20 protein-coding genes and 1 pseudogene are annotated in these 24,321 nt (G+C 39.3%); 13 read left to right on the top strand and 8 right to left on the bottom strand.

From position 1 onward, the window contains the following. The first annotated feature begins 253 nt into the window (after positions 1 to 253). From mobC to NMK93_RS06840, 5 genes are all read left to right on the top strand, one after another. Positions 254 to 2,251 (top strand): conjugal transfer protein MobC, encoded by a 1,998-nt coding sequence (mobC, locus tag NMK93_RS06860; protein ID WP_254528637.1) that lies wholly within the window; start codon positions 254 to 256, stop codon positions 2,249 to 2,251. Between the two features lie 51 nt (positions 2,252 to 2,302). After that, on the top strand, positions 2,303 to 2,890 hold the full coding sequence (locus tag NMK93_RS06855; RefSeq protein ID WP_254528635.1) for a TetR/AcrR family transcriptional regulator: 588 nt from the start codon (positions 2,303 to 2,305) through the stop codon (positions 2,888 to 2,890). 51 nt (positions 2,891 to 2,941) lie between these two features. Further along, complete coding sequence (locus tag NMK93_RS06850) at positions 2,942 to 5,002, top strand: UvrD-helicase domain-containing protein (RefSeq protein WP_254528633.1); 2,061 nt, start codon at positions 2,942 to 2,944, stop codon at positions 5,000 to 5,002. Between the two features lie 55 nt (positions 5,003 to 5,057). Beyond that, positions 5,058 to 5,894 carry an RteC domain-containing protein gene (locus NMK93_RS06845; RefSeq protein WP_254528631.1) on the top strand — a complete coding sequence of 279 codons (837 nt, stop codon included), beginning with the start codon at positions 5,058 to 5,060 and terminating at the stop codon, positions 5,892 to 5,894. A 92-nt stretch (positions 5,895 to 5,986) separates the two neighbouring features. Then, complete coding sequence (locus tag NMK93_RS06840; protein ID WP_254528629.1) at positions 5,987 to 6,319, top strand: hypothetical protein; 333 nt, start codon at positions 5,987 to 5,989, stop codon at positions 6,317 to 6,319. Positions 6,320 to 6,483: 164 nt separating this feature from the next. Here the strand turns inward: NMK93_RS06840 and NMK93_RS06835 are convergent, their stop codons facing one another. From NMK93_RS06835 to catB, 5 genes are all read right to left on the bottom strand, one after another. After that, positions 6,484 to 8,568, bottom strand: coding sequence for a type IA DNA topoisomerase (locus NMK93_RS06835; RefSeq protein WP_254528627.1), 2,085 nt, complete (start codon positions 8,566 to 8,568; stop codon positions 6,484 to 6,486). Positions 8,569 to 8,672: 104 nt separating this feature from the next. Then, the gene (locus NMK93_RS06830) at positions 8,673 to 10,115 is read right to left on the bottom strand and encodes a DUF4099 domain-containing protein (protein WP_185211623.1); all 1,443 of its coding nucleotides are present in this window, start codon (positions 10,113 to 10,115) and stop codon (positions 8,673 to 8,675) included. A gap of 87 nt (positions 10,116 to 10,202) precedes the next feature. Further along, positions 10,203 to 10,511: a helix-turn-helix domain-containing protein gene (locus NMK93_RS06825; RefSeq protein WP_013632691.1), complete on the bottom strand. Its 309-nt coding sequence runs from the start codon at positions 10,509 to 10,511 to the stop codon at positions 10,203 to 10,205. A 459-nt stretch (positions 10,512 to 10,970) separates the two neighbouring features. Next, entirely contained in the window at positions 10,971 to 11,819 is an 849-nt protein-coding gene (locus NMK93_RS06820; protein WP_149914627.1) for an RteC domain-containing protein, read from the bottom strand. Positions 11,820 to 12,065: 246 nt separating this feature from the next. After that, positions 12,066 to 12,701 carry a type B chloramphenicol O-acetyltransferase gene (gene catB / locus NMK93_RS06815; RefSeq protein ID WP_149914637.1) on the bottom strand — a complete coding sequence of 212 codons (636 nt, stop codon included), beginning with the start codon at positions 12,699 to 12,701 and terminating at the stop codon, positions 12,066 to 12,068. Positions 12,702 to 13,562: 861 nt separating this feature from the next. On the opposite strand from catB, the pseudogene NMK93_RS19705 reads away from it, so the two are divergent. The 4 genes and pseudogenes from NMK93_RS19705 to NMK93_RS06795 all read left to right on the top strand — a co-directional run. Then, a pseudogene (locus NMK93_RS19705) lies at positions 13,563 to 13,697 on the top strand (DUF1348 family protein); the annotation flags it as partial. Between the two features lie 33 nt (positions 13,698 to 13,730). Next, a complete protein-coding gene (locus NMK93_RS06805) occupies positions 13,731 to 14,315 on the top strand; it encodes a Crp/Fnr family transcriptional regulator (RefSeq protein WP_185211622.1) in 585 nt (194 codons plus the stop codon). Between the two features lie 62 nt (positions 14,316 to 14,377). Then, positions 14,378 to 15,493: a tRNA-dihydrouridine synthase gene (locus NMK93_RS06800; protein ID WP_254528623.1), complete on the top strand. Its 1,116-nt coding sequence runs from the start codon at positions 14,378 to 14,380 to the stop codon at positions 15,491 to 15,493. A gap of 117 nt (positions 15,494 to 15,610) precedes the next feature. Further along, positions 15,611 to 16,018, top strand: a complete 408-nt coding sequence (locus NMK93_RS06795) for a RidA family protein (RefSeq protein ID WP_254528621.1) — start codon at positions 15,611 to 15,613, stop codon at positions 16,016 to 16,018. 299 nt (positions 16,019 to 16,317) lie between these two features. Here NMK93_RS06795 and NMK93_RS06790 read toward each other — a convergent pair whose 3' ends face one another. The 3 genes from NMK93_RS06790 to NMK93_RS06780 are packed head-to-tail and all read right to left on the bottom strand — an operon-like array spanning position 16,318 to position 18,427. Further along, positions 16,318 to 16,791 (bottom strand): cyclophilin-like fold protein, encoded by a 474-nt coding sequence (locus tag NMK93_RS06790; protein ID WP_254528619.1) that lies wholly within the window; start codon positions 16,789 to 16,791, stop codon positions 16,318 to 16,320. 10 nt (positions 16,792 to 16,801) lie between these two features. Next, positions 16,802 to 17,854, bottom strand: a complete 1,053-nt coding sequence (locus NMK93_RS06785) for an alpha/beta hydrolase (RefSeq protein ID WP_254528618.1) — start codon at positions 17,852 to 17,854, stop codon at positions 16,802 to 16,804. 12 nt (positions 17,855 to 17,866) lie between these two features. Continuing rightward, entirely contained in the window at positions 17,867 to 18,427 is a 561-nt protein-coding gene (locus NMK93_RS06780) for a sugar O-acetyltransferase (RefSeq protein WP_185211617.1), read from the bottom strand. 110 nt (positions 18,428 to 18,537) lie between these two features. Here NMK93_RS06780 and NMK93_RS06775 point away from each other — a divergent pair, with 110 nt between their 5' ends. The 4 genes from NMK93_RS06775 to NMK93_RS06760 all read left to right on the top strand — a co-directional run bounded on the left by NMK93_RS06775 (position 18,538) and on the right by NMK93_RS06760 (position 23,326). After that, on the top strand, positions 18,538 to 19,359 hold the full coding sequence (locus tag NMK93_RS06775) for an AraC family transcriptional regulator (RefSeq protein WP_254528616.1): 822 nt from the start codon (positions 18,538 to 18,540) through the stop codon (positions 19,357 to 19,359). 1,118 nt (positions 19,360 to 20,477) lie between these two features. Continuing rightward, positions 20,478 to 21,314, top strand: a complete 837-nt coding sequence (locus NMK93_RS06770) for a hypothetical protein (protein WP_254528614.1) — start codon at positions 20,478 to 20,480, stop codon at positions 21,312 to 21,314. A 147-nt stretch (positions 21,315 to 21,461) separates the two neighbouring features. Continuing rightward, the gene (locus tag NMK93_RS06765) at positions 21,462 to 22,181 is read left to right on the top strand and encodes a hypothetical protein (protein WP_254528612.1); all 720 of its coding nucleotides are present in this window, start codon (positions 21,462 to 21,464) and stop codon (positions 22,179 to 22,181) included. Positions 22,182 to 22,597: 416 nt separating this feature from the next. Continuing rightward, positions 22,598 to 23,326 carry a sulfite exporter TauE/SafE family protein gene (locus tag NMK93_RS06760; protein WP_254528610.1) on the top strand — a complete coding sequence of 243 codons (729 nt, stop codon included), beginning with the start codon at positions 22,598 to 22,600 and terminating at the stop codon, positions 23,324 to 23,326. Positions 23,327 to 24,321: the final 995 nt, after the last annotated feature.

Below are 24,321 nucleotides of genomic sequence, written 5' to 3'. Positions count from 1 at the left end.
TCATCACTTTGTATAAGTGATGAATTGTCAACTCCATTTTTGAACGGTTACTTACAGCTTCATTGGATTAAATATTTTAGTTTTTGTTAGGAACAAAGTTACAAAAAATTGCTCTTGATATTCAATAGCGAGTTTTACCTTTTCGGCTTCTACTATACTCAGCCAAACTAAGCCTTCAAAAGCCATCCGTCCCGCCTTTGAATAAGTGCTTTTAAATAGCCTCTAAATTCCCTACATCACTAATTTTTTTGTTATGCAGGGAGAAGACGATTTGAGAGGATTAGCCAAAATAATGGCTTTTATGCGTGCCGTAAGTATTCTTTTGGTACTGATGCACTTTTATTGGTTCTGTTACGGGTTCTTTGCCGAACATGGGTGGACACTGGAAATTATAGGTAAGATACTTACCAATTTCAACCGAACCGCAGGGCTTTTTGAACACACCCTTTACACCAAGATTTTTGCGCTGATATTATTGGCGTTAAGCTGTCTCGGCACTAAAGGCGTAAAGAATGAAAAGATAACGTGGGGCAAGATTTACACCGCCTTAGTTATCGGCTTTGTACTGTTCTTTCTGAACACGCCATTGTTAAAGCTGTCGGCACGGGTTGCTACATCGCTTTACATCCTTACAACGAGTTTGGGTTATATAGCCTTGCTCATGGCAGGGGTATGGATGAGCCGACTACTCCGAAACAATCTGATGGACGATGTTTTCAATAATGAAAACGAGAGTTTCCAACAGGAACCCCGTCTGATAGAAAATGAATATTCGGTCAATCTTCCTACAAAGTTTTTTTACAAGGGCAAGTGGAATGACGGTTGGATTAATGTCGTCAACCCTTTTCGAGCCTCGATTGTACTTGGTACTCCCGGCTCGGGAAAATCCTACGCCATCGTAAACAACTACATCAAGCAACACATCGAAAAGGGGTTTGCGATGTATATCTATGATTTCAAGTTTGACGACCTCTCCACGATTGCCTACAACCATTTGCTGAAACACTCCGATAAGTATAAGGTAAAGCCGAAATTTTATGTTATCAATTTTGACGACCCACGACGAAGCCACCGATGCAATCCGCTAAGCCCTGCCTTTATGACGGATATATCCGATGCTTACGAAGCCTCTTACACCATCATGTTAAACCTCAACAGGTCGTGGATTTTGAAGCAAGGGGATTTTTTCGTGGAAAGCCCAATTATATTGCTTGCTTCAATCATTTGGTTTCTGAAAATCTATGAAGACGGAAAGTATTGCACGTTTCCCCATGCTATTGAATTGCTGAATAAAAAATATGCAGACGTTTTTACGATACTCACCTCATACCCCGAACTCGAAAACTATCTGTCGGCTTTCATGGATGCGTGGCAGGGCGGAGCGCAAGACCAGTTGCAGGGGCAGATAGCATCGGCAAAAATCCCATTGTCACGGATGATTTCGCCACAGCTTTATTGGGTGATGACGGGGGATGATTTTTCATTGGACATCAACAACCCCCAAGAGCCAAAAATCTTGTGCGTGGGTAATAATCCCGACCGTCAAAATATCTATTCGTCCGCTTTGGGATTGTACAATTCGAGGATTGTAAAACTTATCAATAAGAAAGGACAGCTTCAAAGTTCCATTATCATAGATGAGTTGCCCACAATTTATTTTAGGGGTTTGGATTTTATCAGTACGGCACGTTCAAATCGGATTTCGTCACTTTTTGGCATCCAAGACTATTCGCAGTTAACGAGGGATTACGGCGATAAAGAAAGTAAAGTTATACAAAACTTGGTCGGTAATATCTTTAGCGGACAGGTCGTTGGAGAGACAGCAAAAACACTTTCTGAACGGTTTGGAAAGGTATTGCAGAAACGTCAGAGCATCACCATTAACCGCAATGATAAATCCACTTCCATATCTACCCAATTGGACACCCTTATACCTGCATCCAAAATATCTACCTTGACACAGGGAATGTTCGTGGGGTCTGTTTCAGACAATTTTGATGAGCGTATAGAGCAGAAAATATTTCATGCTGAAATCGTGGTGGATAACGAAAAGATTTCTGCCGAAACCAAAGCCTACAAAAAGATACCGCAGATATTATCCTTTACCGATGAAAACGGCAACGACAATATGAAACAGGTCATTGAAGCCAATTACAGGCAGGTTAAAACGGACGTTATGCAAATTGTGGAGAACGAAGTGGAGCGTATCAAGAACGACCCCGATTTACAGCACTTGATACAGGAGGGGTAAAAAATAAGAAAAACCTTAATAAATGAGCGACTATTTTTTTATATTTGCAAAATGAGGCAGAGAGATGAAAATAAGGCAGAACTAATCAAAAAAAAAGCCATAGAAATGATTGTGAAACAGGGGCTTGAAGGGTTTGGCGTAAATAAGCTTGCAAAAGAGGCGAGGTTATCCGTTGGTACAATCTATGTTTATTTCAAGAATAAAGAAGCTATCTTAACTACGTTATGTAATGAGGTTAGTGCCAATATATTGGCATCAAGCATAAAGGGGCTCTCATCTGATATGGGATTTGCCGAAGGGATAAAATTACAATGGAAAAACCGTTATTACTTTTACAAGTTATATCCGGAACAAGTGGCTTTTATTGAAAAAGTACGGTATTCGGATATATATTTATCCGTTACAGAGAACCTGAACAAGAGGTATGGCAAGCTATTGGGGGCATTTATAGACAAAGCCGTTGAAGATGGGCAATTGGCGAAAATGCCTTTTGAAGTATATTGGGCATTAGCATTTTCACCATTATATCAGCTTATTAATTTCGGTATGAATAACACCACTACATCAAGCAAATTTCAACTTACAGAAGCAAAACTTGAATTTACGTTGAAGCAGGTTCTGCAAGGATTGAAACCATAATATTTTTTTAACCATTAAATGAGCGATTACTCATTTATAAACAATAACCATATGATGAACATAAAAACAGAACAGGACGAACAAAAGCGTTTACAGGAGGTGAAAACAGCTATTTCCGACAAAATGAAAAATATTCGGCATCGTGTACAAAAAAGCTCAGATGAAATGGTTGAATACAAAGAGTATTTACGGGAAAATAAAGATGAGAAAGCGATATTATATCAGTCACTCTCTAATACCGCCACCAGCGGAGAAGCATCCGTGGCATTACTGAAACAGTTGAACCGACTACACCGTAGTCCGTATTTTGGTAGAATTGATTTTCAGCCTACTATCACAGACACCGAGGAAATTGTATATATAGGCATCTGCAACTTCATAGACGAAGAAAGCAAAACAAACTTAATATTCGACTGGCGAGCACCTATCAGCAGTATGTTTTACGACTTTGAAAAAGGGAATGCTTTTTATGAAGCACCATCAGGTACGGTATCGGGCAATATAAATTTAAAGCGCCAATATAAAATTAGAAATGGGGAAATGGAATTTATGCTGGATACTTCCGCACATATTTATGATGAACTGTTGCAAAAAGAGCTTAGCTTAAAGGCTGATGAAAAAATGAAAAGTATCATCGCTACTATTCAGAAAGACCAGAATGCAATCATCAGAAATGAAAGCTCAAATACTCTCATCATACAAGGTGTCGCAGGTTCAGGAAAAACATCTATAGCGTTGCACCGTGTAGCTTTTATGCTATATAGGTTTAGGGACACAATTACATCGACTAATATTTTGATACTTTCTCCTAACAAAGTTTTTTCCGATTATATATCGAATGTCCTTCCCGAACTCGGAGAGGAAAACATACCGGAGAAAACAGTAATCGAGCTAATAAATGAATTTTTGGAATATCAATATGTTGTACAAAGTCTGTTTTTGCAGGTTTCGTTGTTATTGAATACAGAAAATAAATCTTTTGCGGAAAGGGTAAATTTCAAATCATCGGAAGCTTTCGTGAAAAAATTGGACGAATATATTGCTTATCTGAATAGTAATTATTTCACAGCAAAGGACATTAAAATAGGAAAATATGTTATCCCACAGGATATTGTCGATAAAGAATATCGCTCGCTCTTCAGACTATCATTATTAAAGCGTATCAAAGAAATGGAAAACCGGCTTGCTCACCATCTTTTTTACAAACACCGCTATGAGGTTTCGTCCAAAGATAAAGCGGAGCTAAGAAAAGCCATTAATAATATGTCAGGAAGCAAAACCATAAAAATCCTTTACAAGGATTTTTATGTTTGGCTCGGCAGAAAAGATTTATTAAAATCTATTATCAATAAAGGTATTGAGTATTTAGACGCTTTTGGTTTGGCATACTTAAAGATGCACATTGACAGCTACAATACGGATAGACAGGTAAAACATTTGGTAATTGACGAAATGCAGGATTATGCACCAATTCAATTTGCGGTTATAAAAAAGATGTTCAATTGCAAAATAACCTTGCTTGGCGACATAAATCAATCGCTTAATCCGCAGAGCCAAACAAATCTGAACAGTCTTCAAAAATCTTTCCCGCAATCGCAATTAATGACATTGAACAAGAGTTACCGTTCTACTTTTGAAATCATTAATTTTACGCAACGGATTGCTTTTAATGAAGATATTATACCTATAGAAAGACACGGAAAGTCACCTATAGTTTATAATGAAAAAGACATTGCATCTGAAAAAGAGCGGATAATAGCCTTGACTACTCAATTTTTAAAAGATAAAACATTCCATTCTTTAGCCATTATTTGTAAAACGGAAAAGGAAGCAGAGGATGTCACACGCACACTGGACGATGCGCAGATAAAGGCACAATACCTTTCCTCTGAAAGCACGAGATTTACCGATGGTATTATTATAACGAGTACCCAGCTTGCTAAAGGTCTTGAATTTGATATGGTAATTATACCATTTGTCAACAACGCAAATTATAAAAATAATATAGACCGAAATATGCTATATATAGCCTGTACACGAGCGATGCAAGAGTTGATATTAACACACAGCGACCAAGTTTCTGATTTTATAAAAGAGACAACTAAAGAATAATTGACGACTACATCTAACAAACAACACAGGTCCCATTAAGATTTGAAACAATCGGATGCATAAATTTTACAATGACACGCTGTATAAACTCGACACTGCAATCAATGAATTGGAGATAGAGGTTGACTGCCCCCCACAACGTGTGGAGGCAATAATACATTTGATTGTAAATTGTCTATCTAAAGTAAGGGAATACGTCTTAAAACATGGCTTTAAGAACATTGACGAAGAAATTCGCTTTTTCAAATATCAGAAACCCGTTATCCTATCAAAACTCATTTATTACAATGCCGTTTACAAAATCGAGACAAAGAAACCCTATGGTGCAAAGCCCATAAGGAAATACCTCAACAAAGAACTGAAAAAGCTAAAGAGGTTCTTTGACAACAACCTCGATTTTTACAAGTATTACCGTAGCAATAACTCGTTCCTTGACGAGAAATATTTCGTTCGGGGCAAGCATGATATAAAGCTGTGGTTGGACACATACTATTTCCAGTCCGACCAGTCCTTTTCCACCTCGCATGATTACAAGGTCGCCAAGATAATAGCCAACGATTTGATACAGGTCTACATCGAAGACCAGTTATATCACAAGTTCCAAAAGAATAAATCGAAAGCCCAAAAGAGGCTGAAATGGACAGGTAGCAAAGTAGCATTGATAGAACTGATTTATGCCCTGCATTACCAAAATGTGTTTGACAACGGGAACAACGACATAAGAGTGGTCGCTCAATATTTTGAAAGTGCCTTTGGCATTGACTTGGGAAATTTCTATCAGACCTATTTGGAGTTGAGAAACCGGAAGATGAACCGTACAAAATTCCTTGATGCACTTCGGGAAGAACTGATACGGAGAATGGACGAAATGGACGAAAGACAATCGTTTTAAAAATCAATATTTTTCAATATTTTAGTTGAGAATAAAAACGTTAACATTATAAAATCTACGTCATAACAATTTAGCTTTAAACTAATAAAATAATGGAATTCTCATACGCACGAGGAAAAATTGGAGTAGCTGTCGAAGACCTTGCTACAGGAATAGGAAATATTAAAGAAAGAATACTGGACGCTTATGTTGGAGGATTTCATACCCTTGGACGTGATGACTTTCCCGAAGAACTTAAAGAGTATTGGGATAAGATTTATGAAGTACTGACCAAAGAAGAACCTACGTACAACGAAAAGGGAGAAGCTGTAAAAGGAAGTGCAGAGAATAGTTTATCAAAAATTTCAAATGACGATGCAGTAGAGCTTGCGAGGTCAATCTGTTATTTGGATGCAAAATTACAAGATGGTGATTTGAGTATTTAATTTTATTTGGGCGTGCCACCGTCTGCATTTTACCCCCATGCCCAGGCTATCGAAAAAATGCAGACGGGTCGGGCTATCCGCTGTATCTTTTGCGGATCTGCGAGGACCGCAAAAGGATGTCGCTTCTATCCCTCACGCTGTATGCAGTCAAAAAAACAAAACATTTATTTCCTTTTGGGTTTCCTGTTTTCAAACTCAAAGGAGGTTTCGGCTTTATCGTTCATGACGATATAGGCATTGAATTTATTGCCCGAATTGCTTTTCATTCCTTTGATAAGGTTGGTCTTTCCTTTGGTCACAAGGCTTTCTATATCGGAAAGGCTCAACGGCACTCCGCACACGCTACGGAATTGAAGCCAACCACAAGCCTCATCGGGGCATTTTACAACCTTGTTCCAAATCAATAGCTGACGGCTATTGCATTTGGGGCAGGTCAGTTCCGGTTGTTTTTCATTGGCAATGCCCGTGTCCAAAAGTTCCCGTGTAATGGAAGTGGCATAGGCTTCCATTTCACGGTGAAAAGTACCTGCATCCGCCTCGTTGTTTTTAATTTTCTGCAATGCCATTTCCCATTCGGCGGTCATGGCTACATCGGCAATCTTTTTGTCCTGTACTGCCCCGTAAACCTGCAATCCCTTATCGGTAGGGATAAGGGATTTCTTTTCACGCCTGATGTAATCCCTTTTAAAGAGCGTTTCTATAATGGAGGCTCTTGTGGCAGGTGTACCGATGCCGATGTCTTTTAGGGCTTTCCGTTCGTCCTCGTTGTCAATTTCCTTTCCGGCATTTTCCATTGCAGACAACAGACCTGCCTCGGTGTAAAGCACAGGCGGTTTGGTTTTCTTTTCCAGTACGGATGCCTCTTTGATTTTCAGCTCATCGCCGACCTTTAATTCCGGCAGTTCCTGCACAGGCTCGCTGTCCTCATCTGTAAATTTTTCCTTGATGCCACGCCAACCGGCTTCGAGGATTTTACATCCTTTCAGTGTAAAATCATAATGAAAAGCCTGCAATCCGATGTCGGTTATTTCTTTTGTACAGGCAGACGAAAGGGCTTCCAGTAGGCGGTGCGCAATCATATCATAGATAACATTTTCGTGTGCTGTTAATTCAGACGGGATTTTTTCGGTAATCAGCAGACCGTGGTGGTCTGTGACCTTTACGTCATTCACGATGCGTTTGTTGAAACGCCCCCATTTCACTTTTCCGACCGCTTTTTTACAGGAAGCCCGTGCTTCCAAATTCCTTACCAGTGCAGGGATTTCCGACCACATATCTTCGGGGATGTACTTGCTCCCTGTACGGGGATAGGTGATAAACTTCTTTTCATACAGGCTTTGGGCAATGTTCAATGTTTCCTCGGCGGTATAGAAAGCCCTTTTGTTTGCTTCTTTCTGCAATCCCGTAAGGTCGAACAGTAAAGGCGGTTGCTCCGAAACCGTTTTGGTTTCCACTGCCGTAACGGTTGCTGTTCCGTTACGCTGAATAGATTTCAGCGTATCGTCAGCGAGTTTTTTGTCATCCCATTTGGTCTTGGAAAGGCTCTTAAAGTCCACAAATTCTTTCCGGTGTTCCAACTGGATTTGAAAGTATTTCTTGACGGCAAAGTCTTTGTTTTCCAAATACCGCTTACAGATAAGGGCAAGCGTTGGCGTTTGTACTCTACCAAGCGAGTAAACGCCACGCCCTGCCGAAATGCTCAACGCCTGCGAGGCATTGATGCCCACAAGCCAATCGGCTTTGCTCCGCCCTTGTCCGGCACGGTACAGCCCGTCAAATTCGCTTCCGGCTTTTAGGTTGTCAAAACCCTGTTTAATCGCCTTTTCCGTGAGCGAGCTTATCCATAGGCGTTCAAAGGGTTTCCGGCACTTTAGGTATTCATAGATGTACCTAAATATGAGTTCCCCCTCACGTCCGGCATCGGTGGCCACGATAATACTATCGCATCTGCCGATGACCTGTTCGATAATCTTTAACTGTTTTAAGGCTCCGCTATCGGGAACATAACTTTTGTCCTTTTTTACCTTGCGTACCGTAAGGATAAAAGGGTCGGGCAATATGGGCAGGACTTCCCTTTGGAAGCCCGATACCCCGTAATCTTCGGGCATCGCCAGTCCGACCAAATGCCCCAATGCCCACGTAACTTCGTATCCGTTCCCTGTTAGGTAGCCATCCCGTTTTTCGGTCGCTCCCAACAGGGTAGCTATTTCTCTCGCCACACTTGGCTTTTCTGCAATGATTGCTTTCATGATACTATCTCTTTTAATGGATTTTGTGGTGAACATTTCTCTTTGAGAAACCCCTTCGTATTCTGTGAAAGGTGATTTCCAAAGGAAAATGTTTTTTGATGGTATTATCTTTTTACCCCTCTGGATTTAGCCGGACGGTTGGGGTCATTCTGCCGTTGCTGTTGCGTTTTGTTTTTCGGCGTTTGTTGCTCCGGTTTCAGCGGTTCGTTGACTTGCTTGGTTGCTTCGTTGGTTTTCCCATTGGAGTTTACGGCAACCTGTGTTTTGTGCGCCTCGGCAGGCTGTGCCTTATTTTTCAGCGCATTGGGGTTCTTAAAACTGAAATCAAAATTTCCTGTTTCTTTGTTCAGCGTAACGTAGCCTTTATACGGCTGTCCTTGCCCATCTTTGAAATCCGAAATGTAGAGTGTCTTGCCCTCGTTGAGTTGCTTGTACTGTTCATCGGAGAACACTTTGTTGCGGAACATTTTCGGGTCGTTTTCCTGTGTCTGCTTGGGGGCTTTATCGCCAAAAAGAAACTCCGTATATTTTTTGTCGGCGTTGAACTGCACATGGGCATTTTTGTTCGTACTGTTCTTAAAATCCAACCCCTCTAAATAAATGGCTTTCCCATCTTTTAAATCCCGTTTTTGGTCTTCGGTCAACTTTACGCCCTTAATCTCATCGGGTACTTTAATCCTGTCCTGCCGGAATGCAATAACCTCATTCGTTAGGTGGGCAATACTGATAATGGACGGTATCTTTTCGCCTGTCTTGCGGTTGGTCAATTCCACCACACGCCCCATGTTTCCGGTTTTGAGCAGGTTTTCCCTGTCCTCTTTGGTAAACTCGTGACCAAAGAAAGGGGCTTTAAGGTTGGGTTCATGGCGTACACCATACATTATAAGTACAGGTTTCCCGTCTTCACCGTCTTGGAAACCGAGCCTTGCATCCGAGCGCATGATAACCGCACCGAAATTGACACTTGTGGGATATACCTTATTGGTCTTATAGCCCTTTAACAGCAAATCCAATTGCCCGTCTTTTTCAAGCCTCTCTTTGTTTATCCCAAATTGCGCTAAATAATTCCAGTCCACATCTTCCGCCTTATAGCGGTATTCGCTTTTTTCCGGTGCTTGCTGTGTTTCCGGTGTCGCCTGTGGTGCTTCCACATCCTTTTTGGTTTCCTGTTGTTGCTCTTTTGGCTCTTTGACCTCATGCTTTGCCATGACAGCCTCGCCCTCTTTGGTGGGGGCATTGACCTGTTTCTGCATTTCTTTGGCGGTTTCGACCGCTTCCTTTGCAGGTACTTTGAAAAATGAGAAATGGGTCGGGTCTTTAAGCTGTCGCCAAAAGTTGGAGAAGAAATTTGTAAATAAATCTCCGGCTCTGTCCACTCGCATAAATTGGCTTTGGTTTTTCTTGGTGGCATCAACGGTTTTCAGATTGCCGTTTTCGTCAATACCCGTGACGGCTTGGATTTTCTTTTTTTCCTTGTCCATTACCAACAGCACATCCGAAAGCTGTTCGGGATATTGCTGTGGATTTTCATTTGTCTGTTTGCTCATGATATTGATTTTTTAAAGTTTACATTGTCCGAAAGTAGGTGAAGCAGGTACGGCATAGCCGTACCCGTCTTTTCGTGGTAGGGTTTGTCATCGGTTTTCTTTTGTACGCCGTATGGGGGCTTTGAAACTTTCCCTGATGAACTGGTGTACATCCGATAATTTGTAGTACAGCTTTCCGCTAATGGTATAATACGGTAGCTTGCCCGTGGAGCGGTATCGTTGCAGGGAACGGTGGCTGATTTTCAGCATGAGGAGCAGGTCTTGGTTATCTAGTAATTCCTCGCCGTCTATGCTGTGCCGTTCTTTCTTGATGTTTAGGACGTACTCTTTCAAAATATCGAAACGCTCCATTATACGTTCCATCCATGCGATAAATTCCATTCTGTCGATGTTCATAACAATACTTTTTAATGATTTCTAACACCACAAAATTGGAGCGATTGGCGCAGGCTGTCTTCCGATATGTGTCTATCAAAAAGGCACTTTTTTCATTTTTTTACAATTCGTGTAAAGTGCTGTCTTTAGTCTCTTTTCGCACTTTTGGTCTATAGGTCGGCATCCAAATCAATGGATTTGCCGATAGACACATATAGGCAAACGGACAAAAAAAAGACAACACCGATTGAGAGGGCACTGAAAAACTATCCATTAAAAAAGGGCTTATGAATTTTTATGTTCATAAGCCCTTATCTTTTGTCTATTTGAATGCTTCTATATTTTAAGTCGCAAATACTCGATTCTCAAAGGGTTTAACACATGGTTTTCAAGCATTTTGAAACCTCTAAATTTTTAAGAAGACTTTTTCAGTGCCCTCCCGATTGATGCTGTCCTTTTTCCGAAAAAAGAAGATGAGAATTATGGGTTATCTTCCTTTTCCATATATTCCTCTAAGCTGTATTTGAGTTGGTCTAAAAACAACGTCCGTGAGCCTGCACGGGTCTTCATCCGGTGGAAGCTGTTATGGATGTCGTTCAGTGATATACGGAACAGGATTTGGAATACCATGCTGATTTTGCGGATGCCTATTTTCCCGTGCGAAATGGCATCGCAGGCGTATAGTGCATAAATCAATTCGATAAGGGCATTTTTAGATTGTGTCCAAAAAACATCTTTTGTTTCCTCGTGTTGTTTCAATACATCGGGATTTTGTTCGGGGCTTAGCTTTGTCGTCAGATAATTATAGATTAATTCGTTGGCGATGATTTTCGCCACCTTGTAATCAAAATAGGTTGAAAATTTGGGGTCTATTTCGAATACGAAGCTGTTCAGCCCGTCATAATAGTTAATGTTTCCCAACGTGAAATAGTGCCCGTCACGGTCGGCTCTGCCGGAGCGGTAATACCTGTAAAATTCGGAATTGCAGATATGCTCTTGATATTCCTGTTTTAAGTCACGCAATTGCAGAGCGAAATAGTTTTGGTGCAGTTTTCCATTATCGACAGGGCAAGCCGTCTCAATCCGGTACACCTTATTGTAATAGATAAGTTTTCCGAGGATGTTCGGCTTGACCTGTTTAAAAAAATGGATTTCCTCGTCCTTACTGGAAAAGCCCTCGTTTATCACGTCCTCTTTGACGGCACATAATAATTCTTGGAGGTAAACCGTCATCTTATATGCCTCGTCAATGAAACTGGAGGTTTCGGCTGATAGCTTCCTTTCTTGCTTTTGAATTTCAGCCACGATGTTGTTCAAAGGATGTCTCATAGATAAGGTTTTTAAATGTACACTATGACTATCTACATACAAATATTATCCTTTACAATGAGTTTGGCACAGGACACATGTCGAAGTCATGAGGAGTTTTATTGTCATTGAAAGAGGGTAGATGTTTGATAGAGAGAAAGTAAATAAATAACTTTCTGATATTTAATGTTTAAATATAGATTCACAGTGTACATTTTGATAAATAACAAGTGAGTTTTAGGCTCTTCACATGAAGAGCCTAAAGATTTAATGAACTATATGTTTGTGATAAAATTCATATAGTAATTCTATATTATCAGAACAAATTATAGGAATAGCTTCTGACAATTTTTCTTCATCCCAATCCCACCATTTGATTTCTAAGAGCATTTTGATGTGCTGTTCACAAAATCGTGATTTGATTGTCTTTGATGGGTTTCCACCAATAATCGTATAAGGGGCAACGTCTTTAGTGACCACTGACCGACTGCCAATTACGGCCCCATCACCGATTTTCACTCCTGGCATGATTATTACCTCGGTTCCAATCCAAACATCATTGCCAATCACTGTATCGCCGGCGTTTTCAAATCCATCAATTGCTTTATTGAAGATTTCCACCTCTGGCATATAAAAAAATGGGAAACTGGATATCCAACTGTGTCTATGCCCTTGATTTCCCGCCATAATAAAGCTAACACCACTTCCAAGGGAACAAAATGAACCTATGACCAATTTATCAACGTCATCTCTATCTGGAAATAAATAGCGAGCGCAGTCATCAAAAGAATGTCCATGATAATAACCTGAATAATAAGAATATTTCCCAGCAGAGATATTAGGATTGGTTATGTGGTCTTTAATAATTTTGCCTTTAAAAGGGCTTTCAAAAAAATTAATCATTTTAGCATATTTTAAAAATTTAACAAATAAAATCCATTGACATTCTGTGAGTGCCATGGAAAAAACATTTATTTGTTATATGCTAATCAGATTTCTTCATGGGGCAAATATATAAAATTGAAACTGAATAAAAGGAGTTTTAATGTATTTTTACCATATTAAACACCCTCATTCTTTTTTAAAAGAAATATTTTTGAAGTATTTTTTAGCCTTGGATTGAATTTTTTTAAATTACATCATCTTTTCACCCTCACTATCTTTTTTGAGTTTTTAGACTGTTTAGGCTGATAAACCTTTTCCAAAAATTTATCAGATTGATAAGGACTGTTTTTTAATTGATTTAAACGCCTCAAATCTTCCAAAAAAGAGTTCGAGTTTTGTACCAATGGGTTCACAAAAAAAGCCTCACAGAAATGTGAGGCTTTTTTTGTGCCCGCTTGGGATTCGAATAATTGCATGTTCCGGGAAGGGCTGTGGGCATGGCGGACATGCACCGTAGGCATCAATTTTGGTTCGATCCGGAGAAGGTTCAGGGTAAGTGTCTGGGGATTTTGGGGCTGAACCACTCCCAGCGGGATCAGACCAAGAGAATCTCCAAGGCATTGTGCCCGCTTGGGATTCGAATAATTGCATGTTCCGGGAAGGGCTGTGGGCATGGCGGACATGCACCGAAGGCATCATTTATGGTTCGATCCGGAGAAGGTTCAGGGTAAGTGTCTGGGGATTGTGGGGCTGAACCACTCCCAGCGGGATCAGACCAAGAGAATCTCCAAGGCATTGTGCCCGCTCGGGATTCGAATAATTGCATGTTCCAGATTGGGCTGAGGTTATGGCGGACATGCACCGCAGGCAGCATTTAAGGTTCGATCCAGAGAAGGAAAATGGTTCAGAGCCTACGGTAATGAAAATTGGAAGTTTGACGAAAACGGTTTGATGAAGAAACGATATGCAAGTATCAATGACCTCGAAATAAAGGAGCCAGACAGGTCTTTATAATTACTATATTGTAAACGAAAAAGGAATGCTTATATGGCCGAAAATGCTTTATTGAAAAACATCTCAAAATATGTAAATCTTACGCAAGATGAAATTTCAACTTTCGAAAGTTTTTGGACAGAGAAAACACTGAAAAAGGGAGACTATCTCTTGCGTAATGGCGACACCTGTCGTTACGATAGTTATGTCGTTTCGGGAGCAATGAAAGCATTTTATATCAATGCTGACAATGGCAATGAAGAAATCCTGTTTTTCGCTGTTGACGATTGGTGGGCATCTGATTTAGATAGCTTTTCCAAGCAGAAGCCATCCATATACAACATACAAGCCATAGAAAAAACGACCGTTTTACAGATCAGCCATTATTCCTTTCAGCAGTTACTGGCTCAACTTCCCTGTTTGGAGCGGTACTTTCGCATAATATTGGAAAGTTATTTGGGGGCATTGCAAAAGAGAATTATCTATAACAACGTATACGATGTCGAGAGCAGGTATTATGACTTTTTGGAAAACTACCCAACCATAGCATCCAAAGTACCCCAATATCTGATTGCATCCTATTTGGGTGTGTCGGCAGAATTTATCAGCCGTATCAAGAAAAAACATAAACCGTCTTGACCTAGATCAATTTTTCCTAATTCAATTACCGTGAATTTTGCTTCATAAAAATTAAGAAGCAAATGAAACATCATCCTATTTTTCAGAATGCCAATATATGGCAAAGAGATTTGATTAACCGGACGGTAGTCGCACCCATGTCCCGTGTGAGTGCTACCGCTGATGGCTTGGCTACAGATGAAATGCTGGACTATTATTCCGCATTTGCAATTGGAGGATTTGCGGTTATCATTACCGAAGGCATTTACACCGATGTATACGGTAGCCAGAGTTACAACAATCAGCCTGCACTTGTAAATGATGCGCAAAGCGCTTCATGGGAAAAGGTAACCCGTGCTGTCCATCAATCGCCCACTCTTATATTTGCCCAATTGATGCATGCAGGTGCTTTATCGCAATATAGCGAATGCACCTTAGCCCCGTCTGCCTTAAAACCTGTAGGCATAAAGATGGCTTCCTTTGCTGGCGAGGGAACATTTCCAATCCCTAAAGAAATGGACTCGACGGATATTGAAAGAATGAAACAGGGTTTTATCGACGGAGCTGTAAACGCTTATAAGGCAGGCTTTGACGGCGTAGAAATTCACGGGGCAAATGGTTACCTGTTAGATCAGTTCTTCACACCGGAACTGAACCTCCGTAACGACCATTATGGCGGCACTATGCAGAACCGTTTCCGTGTTATTGCTGAAATTATCGCTGGCATAAAGGCATCCGTACCGCAGGGTTTCATTGTCGGTCTACGGGTTTCAGAGGGTAAAGTAAATGACCTTACCTACCGCTGGGTTGACGGTATTGAAACTGCCAAAGAACTGGCAGAAGAAATAAAGGCGAGCCAGCCCGATTTTGTGCACGTAGCGGTACAGACGGGCGAATGGGAACGGGACAGCTTTTTTGGAGACGGATCATCATTGGCATCTGTTATCCGGCAGGCAACGGGCATTCCTGTAATCGCCAACGGAGGTTTCCATAATCTTGATAAAGCGGAAGTTGCCTTGAAGGACAACCACGCAACGCTAATCGCTATCGGAAAAGCAGCTTTAGCTGACCCCCATTGGGTGATGAAAACAATGAACGGATTGCCCCTGATTCCTTTTCACCGTGAAATGCTATGTCCGGAGGCAACCCTTAGCCATACCCGGAAAATCATCAAGGAATTAAATCTTGAAAATGGTTAGAAAAGGATAGATGAAAATGAACAGATAATTGATAACTAGCACTTTAATTTCTGTACAGACCTTCTCAGGAAACACGTTTATACAAGTTAACACATCTATAAATCAAATAAATAAAAAATGAAAATTTCACAAATTAAAATTACGCCGGACGCATATGAACCATTCCGTCTGGCACAGGGACACCGTGTAGGTGATTTATTGTTTATTTCGGGACAGACCGCTATTGGCAAGGATGGAAATCTGATCGGCATAGGCGACTTTGATGCCCAGGCACAAATGGCTTTTGAAAACCTGGACAAGGTATTGAAAGCCGGAGGTTCAAGTTTGAAGAACGTGGTTAAGGTCACTATCATGCTCCGGGATATGCAGAACTTTGAGAAGATTGTCGAATTGAGGGGCAAATACTTTACTCCCCCTTATCCGGCAGATACTATTTTTGAAGTATCCTCATTGTTTTCACCGGATGCATTGATTGAGATTGAAGCCATTGCTGTGGCTGATGTTGAGGCAGATTGGGTAAAGTAATACGAAAATAAAATCCGTCAAAATAAGGAGTGGATAATGTAGTATCTATTCCTTATTTATTATAGACATTTATATACAACGATATATAAATAACCACAGCTTTTCAAGTAAATAAAAAGAAGTTGTCAGACTGATAAATTTAAACCCGTCTTGCCTTCCTGCATCCTTGTCCTCTGTCTATTTGGGCAGACGTATGGCTTGAACATATCCTGGCTCGGCTGTTAGCCTACATAAACACTCAGAAACTTTCAGTTTTAATAACAGAGAAAAATCTTGAATTTGGTATTCACAATTCGACTTTAATCTTCTATTTTGTTAATAGTTATAGTTACATTTCCAGAACCCAATGCAGTTGCCAAACCTGTTGTATCATCTATTTTTCCTAACCGTGTATAGCTATAAGAAGTGGAAAAGGTTTTGTAAAAAAGCACCAGAGTTTTTGAACCGTACAACATTAAATCACCACTGTTTATTGCTTGAGGATTAGATGAATTTGTTGGAAGGCTATTTGGTAAATCAAAATACTTTTCATTGTTGTTCAATTCTACCATATTAATTGTCAGAGGCAACATTTCCTTAAATGCCTTTGCCGAATTATTATCCAAAAGTGTAGCTGTAAAGATTAGTGAATTGACTGTTATTTTGATTTTACCGTTTACCATAGAAGTTGTGTTTTCTGTATTAGTATTATTTTCATCTTCTTTGCCACAAGATGAAGCATTACTTATAAAAATTGACATAAAAGCCAAAATGAGTATCAATGAATGTTTCATAATATTGCTGTTATTTCAAATGTTTTTTAAAGAATGTTTCCAATTTATCAAACGGAATAACATCAACCCTATCGTACAAATCTACGTGAACGGCATTAGGAATAATCATCAACTCTTTCGGTTCAGAAGCGTTCTTATAAATGTCTTCGCTGAAATAACGTGAGTGTGCATTTTCTCCTGCAATCAATAGCATTGGTCTTGGCGAAATTTCTTTGAGATAGGTCAAAATCGGCATATTCATAAATGATAGTGGGGTGGTAATTGTCCAGGCATTGCCTGAATTTACCGAACGTTCGTGATAGCCTCTTGGTGTCATATAATAATCGTGATACTCGATTTGAAACTGTGATTCTCCACCACTTAATTTATTATACGCAGGTTGATAGGCAGGAATGCCATTTTCAGCATCTTTCCAACGTTGTTCACCTAATTGTTCTAATGCTTTTGTACGATCATTCAAGGTGACCACGTCATTATAACCTTTTGACATTACCCTTGTCATATCGTACATACTTGTTGTGGCTACAGCTTTTATACGTTTGTCAATGGCAGTAGCGTTCAAGGAAAATCCACCCCATCCACATATACCAATTATCCCGATTTTGTTTCGGTCAATATTTTTCTGAATACCGAGAAAATCAACTGCTGAACTGAAATCTTCCGTACTAATGTCAGGCGATGCAACATTACGAGGTTCGCCAGCGCTTTCGCCTGTATAAGAAGGGTCGAAAGCTAATGCTACAAATCCACGTTCTGCCATTTGATTGGCATACAATCCTGATGATTGCTCTTTTACAGCTCCAAAAGGTCCGCTTATAGCCAAGGCAGGTAAAGGTTCGTTTTCTGCATTTTTAGGAATATACAAATCGCCAGTCAATGTAATTCCATACCGGTTTTTGAAAGTAACTTTTTGGCGGGTTACTTTGTCACTCAACTCAAAAGTATAATGGTCTGTTTTTATAGTATCAATCATATTCGCTGAATTTTCTTTATTAATATTAGCATTGCAGGGCAGACCTAAAAACATAAGGATCGCAACTACTAAACTTGATAATGTTTTCATTTTCTTTCTGCTTTATACTGTTTTAATGATTTTCGCAGGAATACCGCCTACAATCGTATTATCAGGAACATCCTTTGATACTACTGCACCTGATGCTACAATGGCATTTTCGCCAATGGTAACACCTTGCAATATGGTCGCTCCTGCACCAATCCAAGCATTGTTTTTGATGTGGATAGGTTTCGGCACTAATGCATGTCTGTTTTCAGGCTCTAATAGGTGTCCCTCTGATAATAAGCTGACTTTCGGGGCTATCAATACGTTATCTTCAATAGTAATTCCCCCCAAATCCAAAAAAGTACAATCAAAATTTATGAATACGTTTTTACCGATTTTGGTGTGTTTTCCGTAGTTGATATACAAAGGTGTGAAAATGGCAACGCTTTCGTCAATTTCCGTAGCTGTGATTTGGCTCAACAATTCCCTTATTTCTTTTGGATCTGTTGCATTGTTCATCTTTACCAATAATTCTTTCGTTTGGTACGACGCCTCACGTAATTTGTACGATTCAGGGTCGTTTGGAAAAATGGTTTCTCCATTTCTCAATCGTTCAAAAATATCTGTTGTTTGCATTGTGATAATTTTTATAATACAAAGTTACGGTGATTGAAGATGTGTTATATTACATTAACATCGCAAATAATGTCAAATATTACCTATTTTTGTTTAAATCAGCATTTGGAATGGACACAACAGAAAATCAAAAGGTTATCCTGCATAAAACAGCTTCAAAAGCTCAATTTTCCAAAGATTTTCAAGCTCAGTATCACACACATATTTATTGCCAAAGCGGAAGCATGAAATTTGTGTTTAATGGCCGTCAATACCATTGCAAAAAGGGGGAATTTATATTTTGGCTGGCGGGTCTTGGTGTTTCGGATCTGTCATTTTCTGCAAATTTTAAAGCTAGTCTTTTATATGTGGACAAGGATTTATTGATGGAAAATTTGCCAAGTGTAACGGTAAGTATAGACAGCATTATTCATTCCAAAGAAAACCCAATTTTGCACCCTGAAAAAGAACATATAGAAAAAATACTGAAAAACTTTCAGTTGTTGTACGATAAATCGCAGGAAACCAACCACCGATTTTGGGAGGAAGCATTGAAACTTCAAATGCAACTTTTTCTTTTGGAAATGTGGCACATTTTTGAAGATGAGCTCGACAGACGCAAACGTAGTCTACAAAGTGGCACGTTGTATGAACGGTATATGCAGTTGGTACAGGAACATTGCATGAAAGAACGGGAAGTTCGTTTTTACAGTGATAAACTGAACATCACCCCGAAATACCTCAATTATATCTGCAAGGTTAATACCCGAATTACCGCTTCGGAATGGATACAACGATATGCAAAAGAACGGGTAATCATTTTGTTGCAAAACAAAAACCTCAATATTTCAGAAATTGCCGATGAAATGGATTTTTCGAGTCGCTCGTTCTTTACTCGTTATGTGAAAAAAATTCTAGGTGTCACTCCGAAAGAATATCGGGAGCGCTTGTAAAAATTTTATCTGTAATCTTACCTACTCCTGTATCAATTGCTGTAAATCCGTTGCATTTTTTATAAGATTCAATTAAATGTTAACAATCTGAGCAACATCTGCCATTAATTAGCTTCAACTACCTGCTTCAAATTGCATTTGCCGTCTTCATCATAAGAGATAATATTTGCGATATTACCAAAATTTACTGTGAACCCCTTGGTTTAGAATAATTGCATGTTCTGGGAAGGGCTATGGGCATGGCGGGTATGCACCGAAGGCAGCATTTAAGTTTCGATCCGGAGAAGGTTCAGGCAATTTGACTGGGATTTGTGGCTGAACCAACCCTAGCGGGATCAGTTCAAGTGAATCTCCAAGGCATTGTACCCGCTGGGGATATCCTAATATTATTTTGTCATGCTGAGAAGTAAAAATTTGAACTAAATTTATCGGAAGGTGATGTCAACAGGTTGCCAATGAAAACAAATTAGCTCTTTTATTTTTAAATATAGAACCCCTTTGGGGGTTCTATTATTTTAGCTGGCATGGCACGTTAGCCTGTAAGTCGCGCAAAAACGATGTTCGATTAATCGAACATCGTTTTTGCATTAACCCTATATAGTTCAAAACCATTCATGCTAAAATAATTCATCCCCGCTGGGGATTTATGGCGGATAAAAATATTCTTCTGGTAAATATATATGAGCCTAAATAGCTAAAAACACAGTTCTAACAAACTTGTCATCGTAAGGTTCACCCGAAGCATCTCGGAGAAGCCTGAACCTTCAAAAAGAAAAACATTCATTGCTGTATAGGCGAACAGGTCCTCTATCTTCGATAGAGAATGACAGGACCTGTTGGAGAAGAACCGTACAGATTCTTCACTGATCGTTCAGAATCGAAAGAAGGTTAACTTAGATTTCTGAATTTCCTGCGGTATAGATATTTGTTTTTTCTTAAATATTCACATGTTTAATCCCTTCAATAATTGCTGACGGATTATTTCAAAAATATCAAATTGTCCGACCTCCCCCTCCCATTGAACATTCTATTAAGAATTGATATGAAATTTATTGCTCCTTCATGAAAATAGGATATATTAGACAAGCGATCTCTCGAAAATATTATAGGTTAAGATTATGCAAGAGTTTTATTTAAAGGAATTTTTAGATATCCCTGGAATCAGTTCAGCCTCTGGAATTGAATTTTTGGAGGGTCAAATTTATATCGTATCAGACAATAGCAATTATCTTTATGACTACCGAATAACTGAGAATCTGCTCAACAGGCACGTCCTTTTACCAAGCCCTCAGATGGAAAGGATTGCAAAACCCCAAAAACTTGATCTGGAAGCAATGGTACTTAGTGAGGACAGGATATATACTTTCGGATCTGGTTCATCTGCTGCCCGGGAACGAGGATTTTCCATTTCCAGAAACGACTGGCATAGCACTGAGCTAGACCTGAGTAACCTGTACAGCGCCATGAAAAAGTCAGCTAACATTTCCTCTTCTGATTTTAATATCGAAGGGGTAGCAATGCATAGAAATAGCTGGCTATTCCTGAACCGTGGAAATGGCCCAGCTGGAAGGAATGTAATTTTCAAAGTCGATGGAGATAATTTAATAAATGACTTCATGATAACTTGTTTTGACATCAAAGTACCCCAGGTCGATGGTCTGCTATTTGGTTTTTCAGGTGCTGCTGTTCTGGGTGATTCACTTTATTTCATCGCAACTGCAGAAGAGGGACTATCTACTTATGAAGACGGAGAGATCGGAGGAACAGTATTCGGAAAATTCGATTTAATCAATATGAGAATTGATCACTGTCAAAAAATCTCGAATGATCAAAAATTCGAAGGGATTACACACTATGAATTGCAGCCCCATATGATTTCTTTCCTATTGTGTGAGGACAGCGATGGAAGTTCCGATTTAACTACGATTTATAGACTCGATTTCACACACCCTTAAAGAAAAACTCCTCTACATGTACCATTCAATACAATAAAGATTTGTTTGATGAAGTACAATTTTCCAATAAGTGTAGGGCGGTAAAGCTAAATTTAAATATTTGGCATGACTTTAGTTCCTTAAAATCAACACACTACTATATTTATTATGAAATTTTCTCTTCCAAGAACAGGTAAATTGACCTTTGGGTTAATTTTTATCTTAAGTACCATTTTATTTTCGGCTTGCAGCAAATCTGACAACGATGAAATTCCCATTGACAGCAATATTGAAAAAGTTTTATTAGTTCCGGAGCAGGAAGAAGGTTATGGTGGCTACTATTATGAGGTACATACACCATTTGTATTTTTCAAAAATGGTCGCTTCATACGGTCTCCATACATTCCAATAAATGAAATTAATGCGGAAAAATATATTGCTGGGCAAGGTGAAGCCGTTGGTGCTTGGACGGTTACTGGAGGAAAGGTTAATGTTACTTTTGAATCGGGTAATAAAAAAACCTATGATTGGTCGAATTATGTAGGTTATCCGGCAAATGCTGGGCAGACACTTTCAGGTTCATATGAAACCATCTCTGGAGGTGGTACCATTGCTGTTGGAGGAGAGATAGGTATTATGAAATATACCAATATGAGTTTCACAAAAGATGGCTGGTACACGACCGAAAAGGTATCTTCCACTGAAAGTAGCACAAATGCTGCCTATCAAACATCCAAAACATCTGGAAGATACACGCTGAACACAGATTATTCAATTACATTGAAAGCTAACAACGGACAAGAGAAAAAGTTATTCTTTTGTTGGTATGACAGTAATAAAAATAGAGTTTTTAGACTTGCAGGACGCACGTTCAGCCCAGATAATTAAAGGAATAAGCACAGATTTAATCTAATAACGGAGCAATAAATCATGGACCAAGTCCTAAGTCTCCGTATATAAAGGAAGTTTTTTGAAATCATCAGAAAACTTCCTTTTTATTTTGATGTGGTAAGGAATAGTTTCAAAACCTGTGATCTAAGCAGTTTATTTAGTTGATCTAAAGAGGATAAATTGATTTCCCCTACCCTTGATTGACTTATGAAGGTTCTTATTTTTTTGTTGACAGAGGCAATAATACATTGCTTGGAAATCCATTCAAGTCTCCTTTGATGAACCCCTAAATTGATATTCAATAATTCCACGATTTATAAGGAGAACGCCCAAATTATGACGATTATCCCTAGCCAATCCGCCATAATTTTTGTAAATTCGGGTATCCACAACAGCACTAACGATATCCTGTTTTGACAATAGTTTTTATCCTTATTATTAGTTTTTTCGCTTCTTTGGTACGGTCGACTTTAGGTTTTGGCGAAGCATTAATTGCAGTTCCGTTTTTCCTTTTATTCTTGCCCGTAGATGTTGCAGTTCCGCTGGCAGTTATGTTGTCCATTGTCATTGCGCTTGTGGTCGTGATACAAGACCATAAAAAAATTCATTTTCACAGTGCCAAATGGTTGATTTTCTATGCTATTCTTGGCCTGCCTTTGGGTATCCTTATTCTGACCTATGCAAATGAAACAATCGTAAAGACTGGGCTTGGTGTACTCATTATCGTGTATTCACTTTATTCCCTCTATTTTACAAAAAATAAGGCCTTGCAGGAGGACAGTAAGTTCTGGCTTTTTGTATGCGGTTTTTTATCGGGCGTATTTGGTGGAGCGTATGGCTTAAATGGTCCGCCACTCGTTGTTTACGGAAATTTGAGACAGTGGAGCGCAAAACATTTTAGGGCCACCTTACAGGCGTATTTTTTACCGGTCAGCCTGTTAAGTGTCGCGGGTTATTATGCAAAGGGATTGATCACGACAGAGGTTAATATTTATTTTCTCTATTCGCTGATCACAACCATTCCGGCAATATTTTTAGGCAGGTACCTAAACCATAAATTAAAAGATGGTACATTCTTTAAATATGTTTATTGGGGGCTGATGTTGATCAGTGTTGTTTTGATTGTCAGCACTTTAGTGTAAATGGAGGAATAAAATCTATCTGAAGATGAACATTACATTCTGCCAAAGAAAAACAAAATGGTTATAAAATTTATGATGTACTAACCCAATTAGGCAATGTCTTTAAGTTAAGGGAAAACATAGAAGAACAATCCCAAGGAGCAAGAACTGCAATTTGTATCCTTCTGATCCTGAACAAATCGTCAAGAAGCTTTTGTTTTATCGCCCTAACTCCTTGTCATCCTTAACCGAAGGTTAAGGAACTGTTCGCCATTGCAAGCCTTAAACCCATGACAACTGTAAGCTTTTATTATTAAAACAACGGAAGCATCTACGAGAACAGCGAACATATAATATTTTAGAACTTCATTTTTCAAATCGTCAAGAATCTTTTGTTTTATCGCCCTAACCCCTTGTCATCCTTAACCGAAGGTTAAGGAACTGTTCGCCATTGCAAGCCTTAAACCAATCACGACTGTAAGCTTTTATTATTAAAACAACGGAAGCATCTACGAGAACAGCGAACATATAATATTTTAGAATTTCATTTTTTTTTATTGGCGTACAGTTCCGCAATCTGCGATTGCGGATGACACGGGAAAATATTAGAGAAGCGTACAGATTCTTCAATAATCATTCAGAATCAAAAGAATTAAAAGCGGAATTCCTTCCAAATGCGCCTCCTGCCTCTACTTCCTGGTCATCCTAAACTAAAGGATTATGGAACTGTAAATCAGCACAAGACATGACATTTTTGATCTTGAACTTTTGCATTACTAGCTACTTTATCAAACTTACGATGACAAGTTGGTTAGAACTGTGTTTCTAGGTATTTAGGGCTAAATTTGTTTTCCTGATGAATTTTTCTTTTGGCGAACTAATGCCCTGGAAGGGCAGAATTATTTTAGCAATGATTTAGAACAATATAGGGCTAATGCAACAACGATGTTCGATTAATCGAACATCGTTGTTGCGCGACTTTCAGGCTAACGTGCCATGTCTGCTAAAATAATGGA

It is taken from the genome of Sphingobacterium sp. LZ7M1, assembly GCF_024296865.1.
Taxonomy (GTDB): Bacteria; Bacteroidota; Bacteroidia; order Sphingobacteriales; family Sphingobacteriaceae; genus Sphingobacterium.
This window is presented reverse-complemented; position numbering and strand designations above follow the sequence as displayed.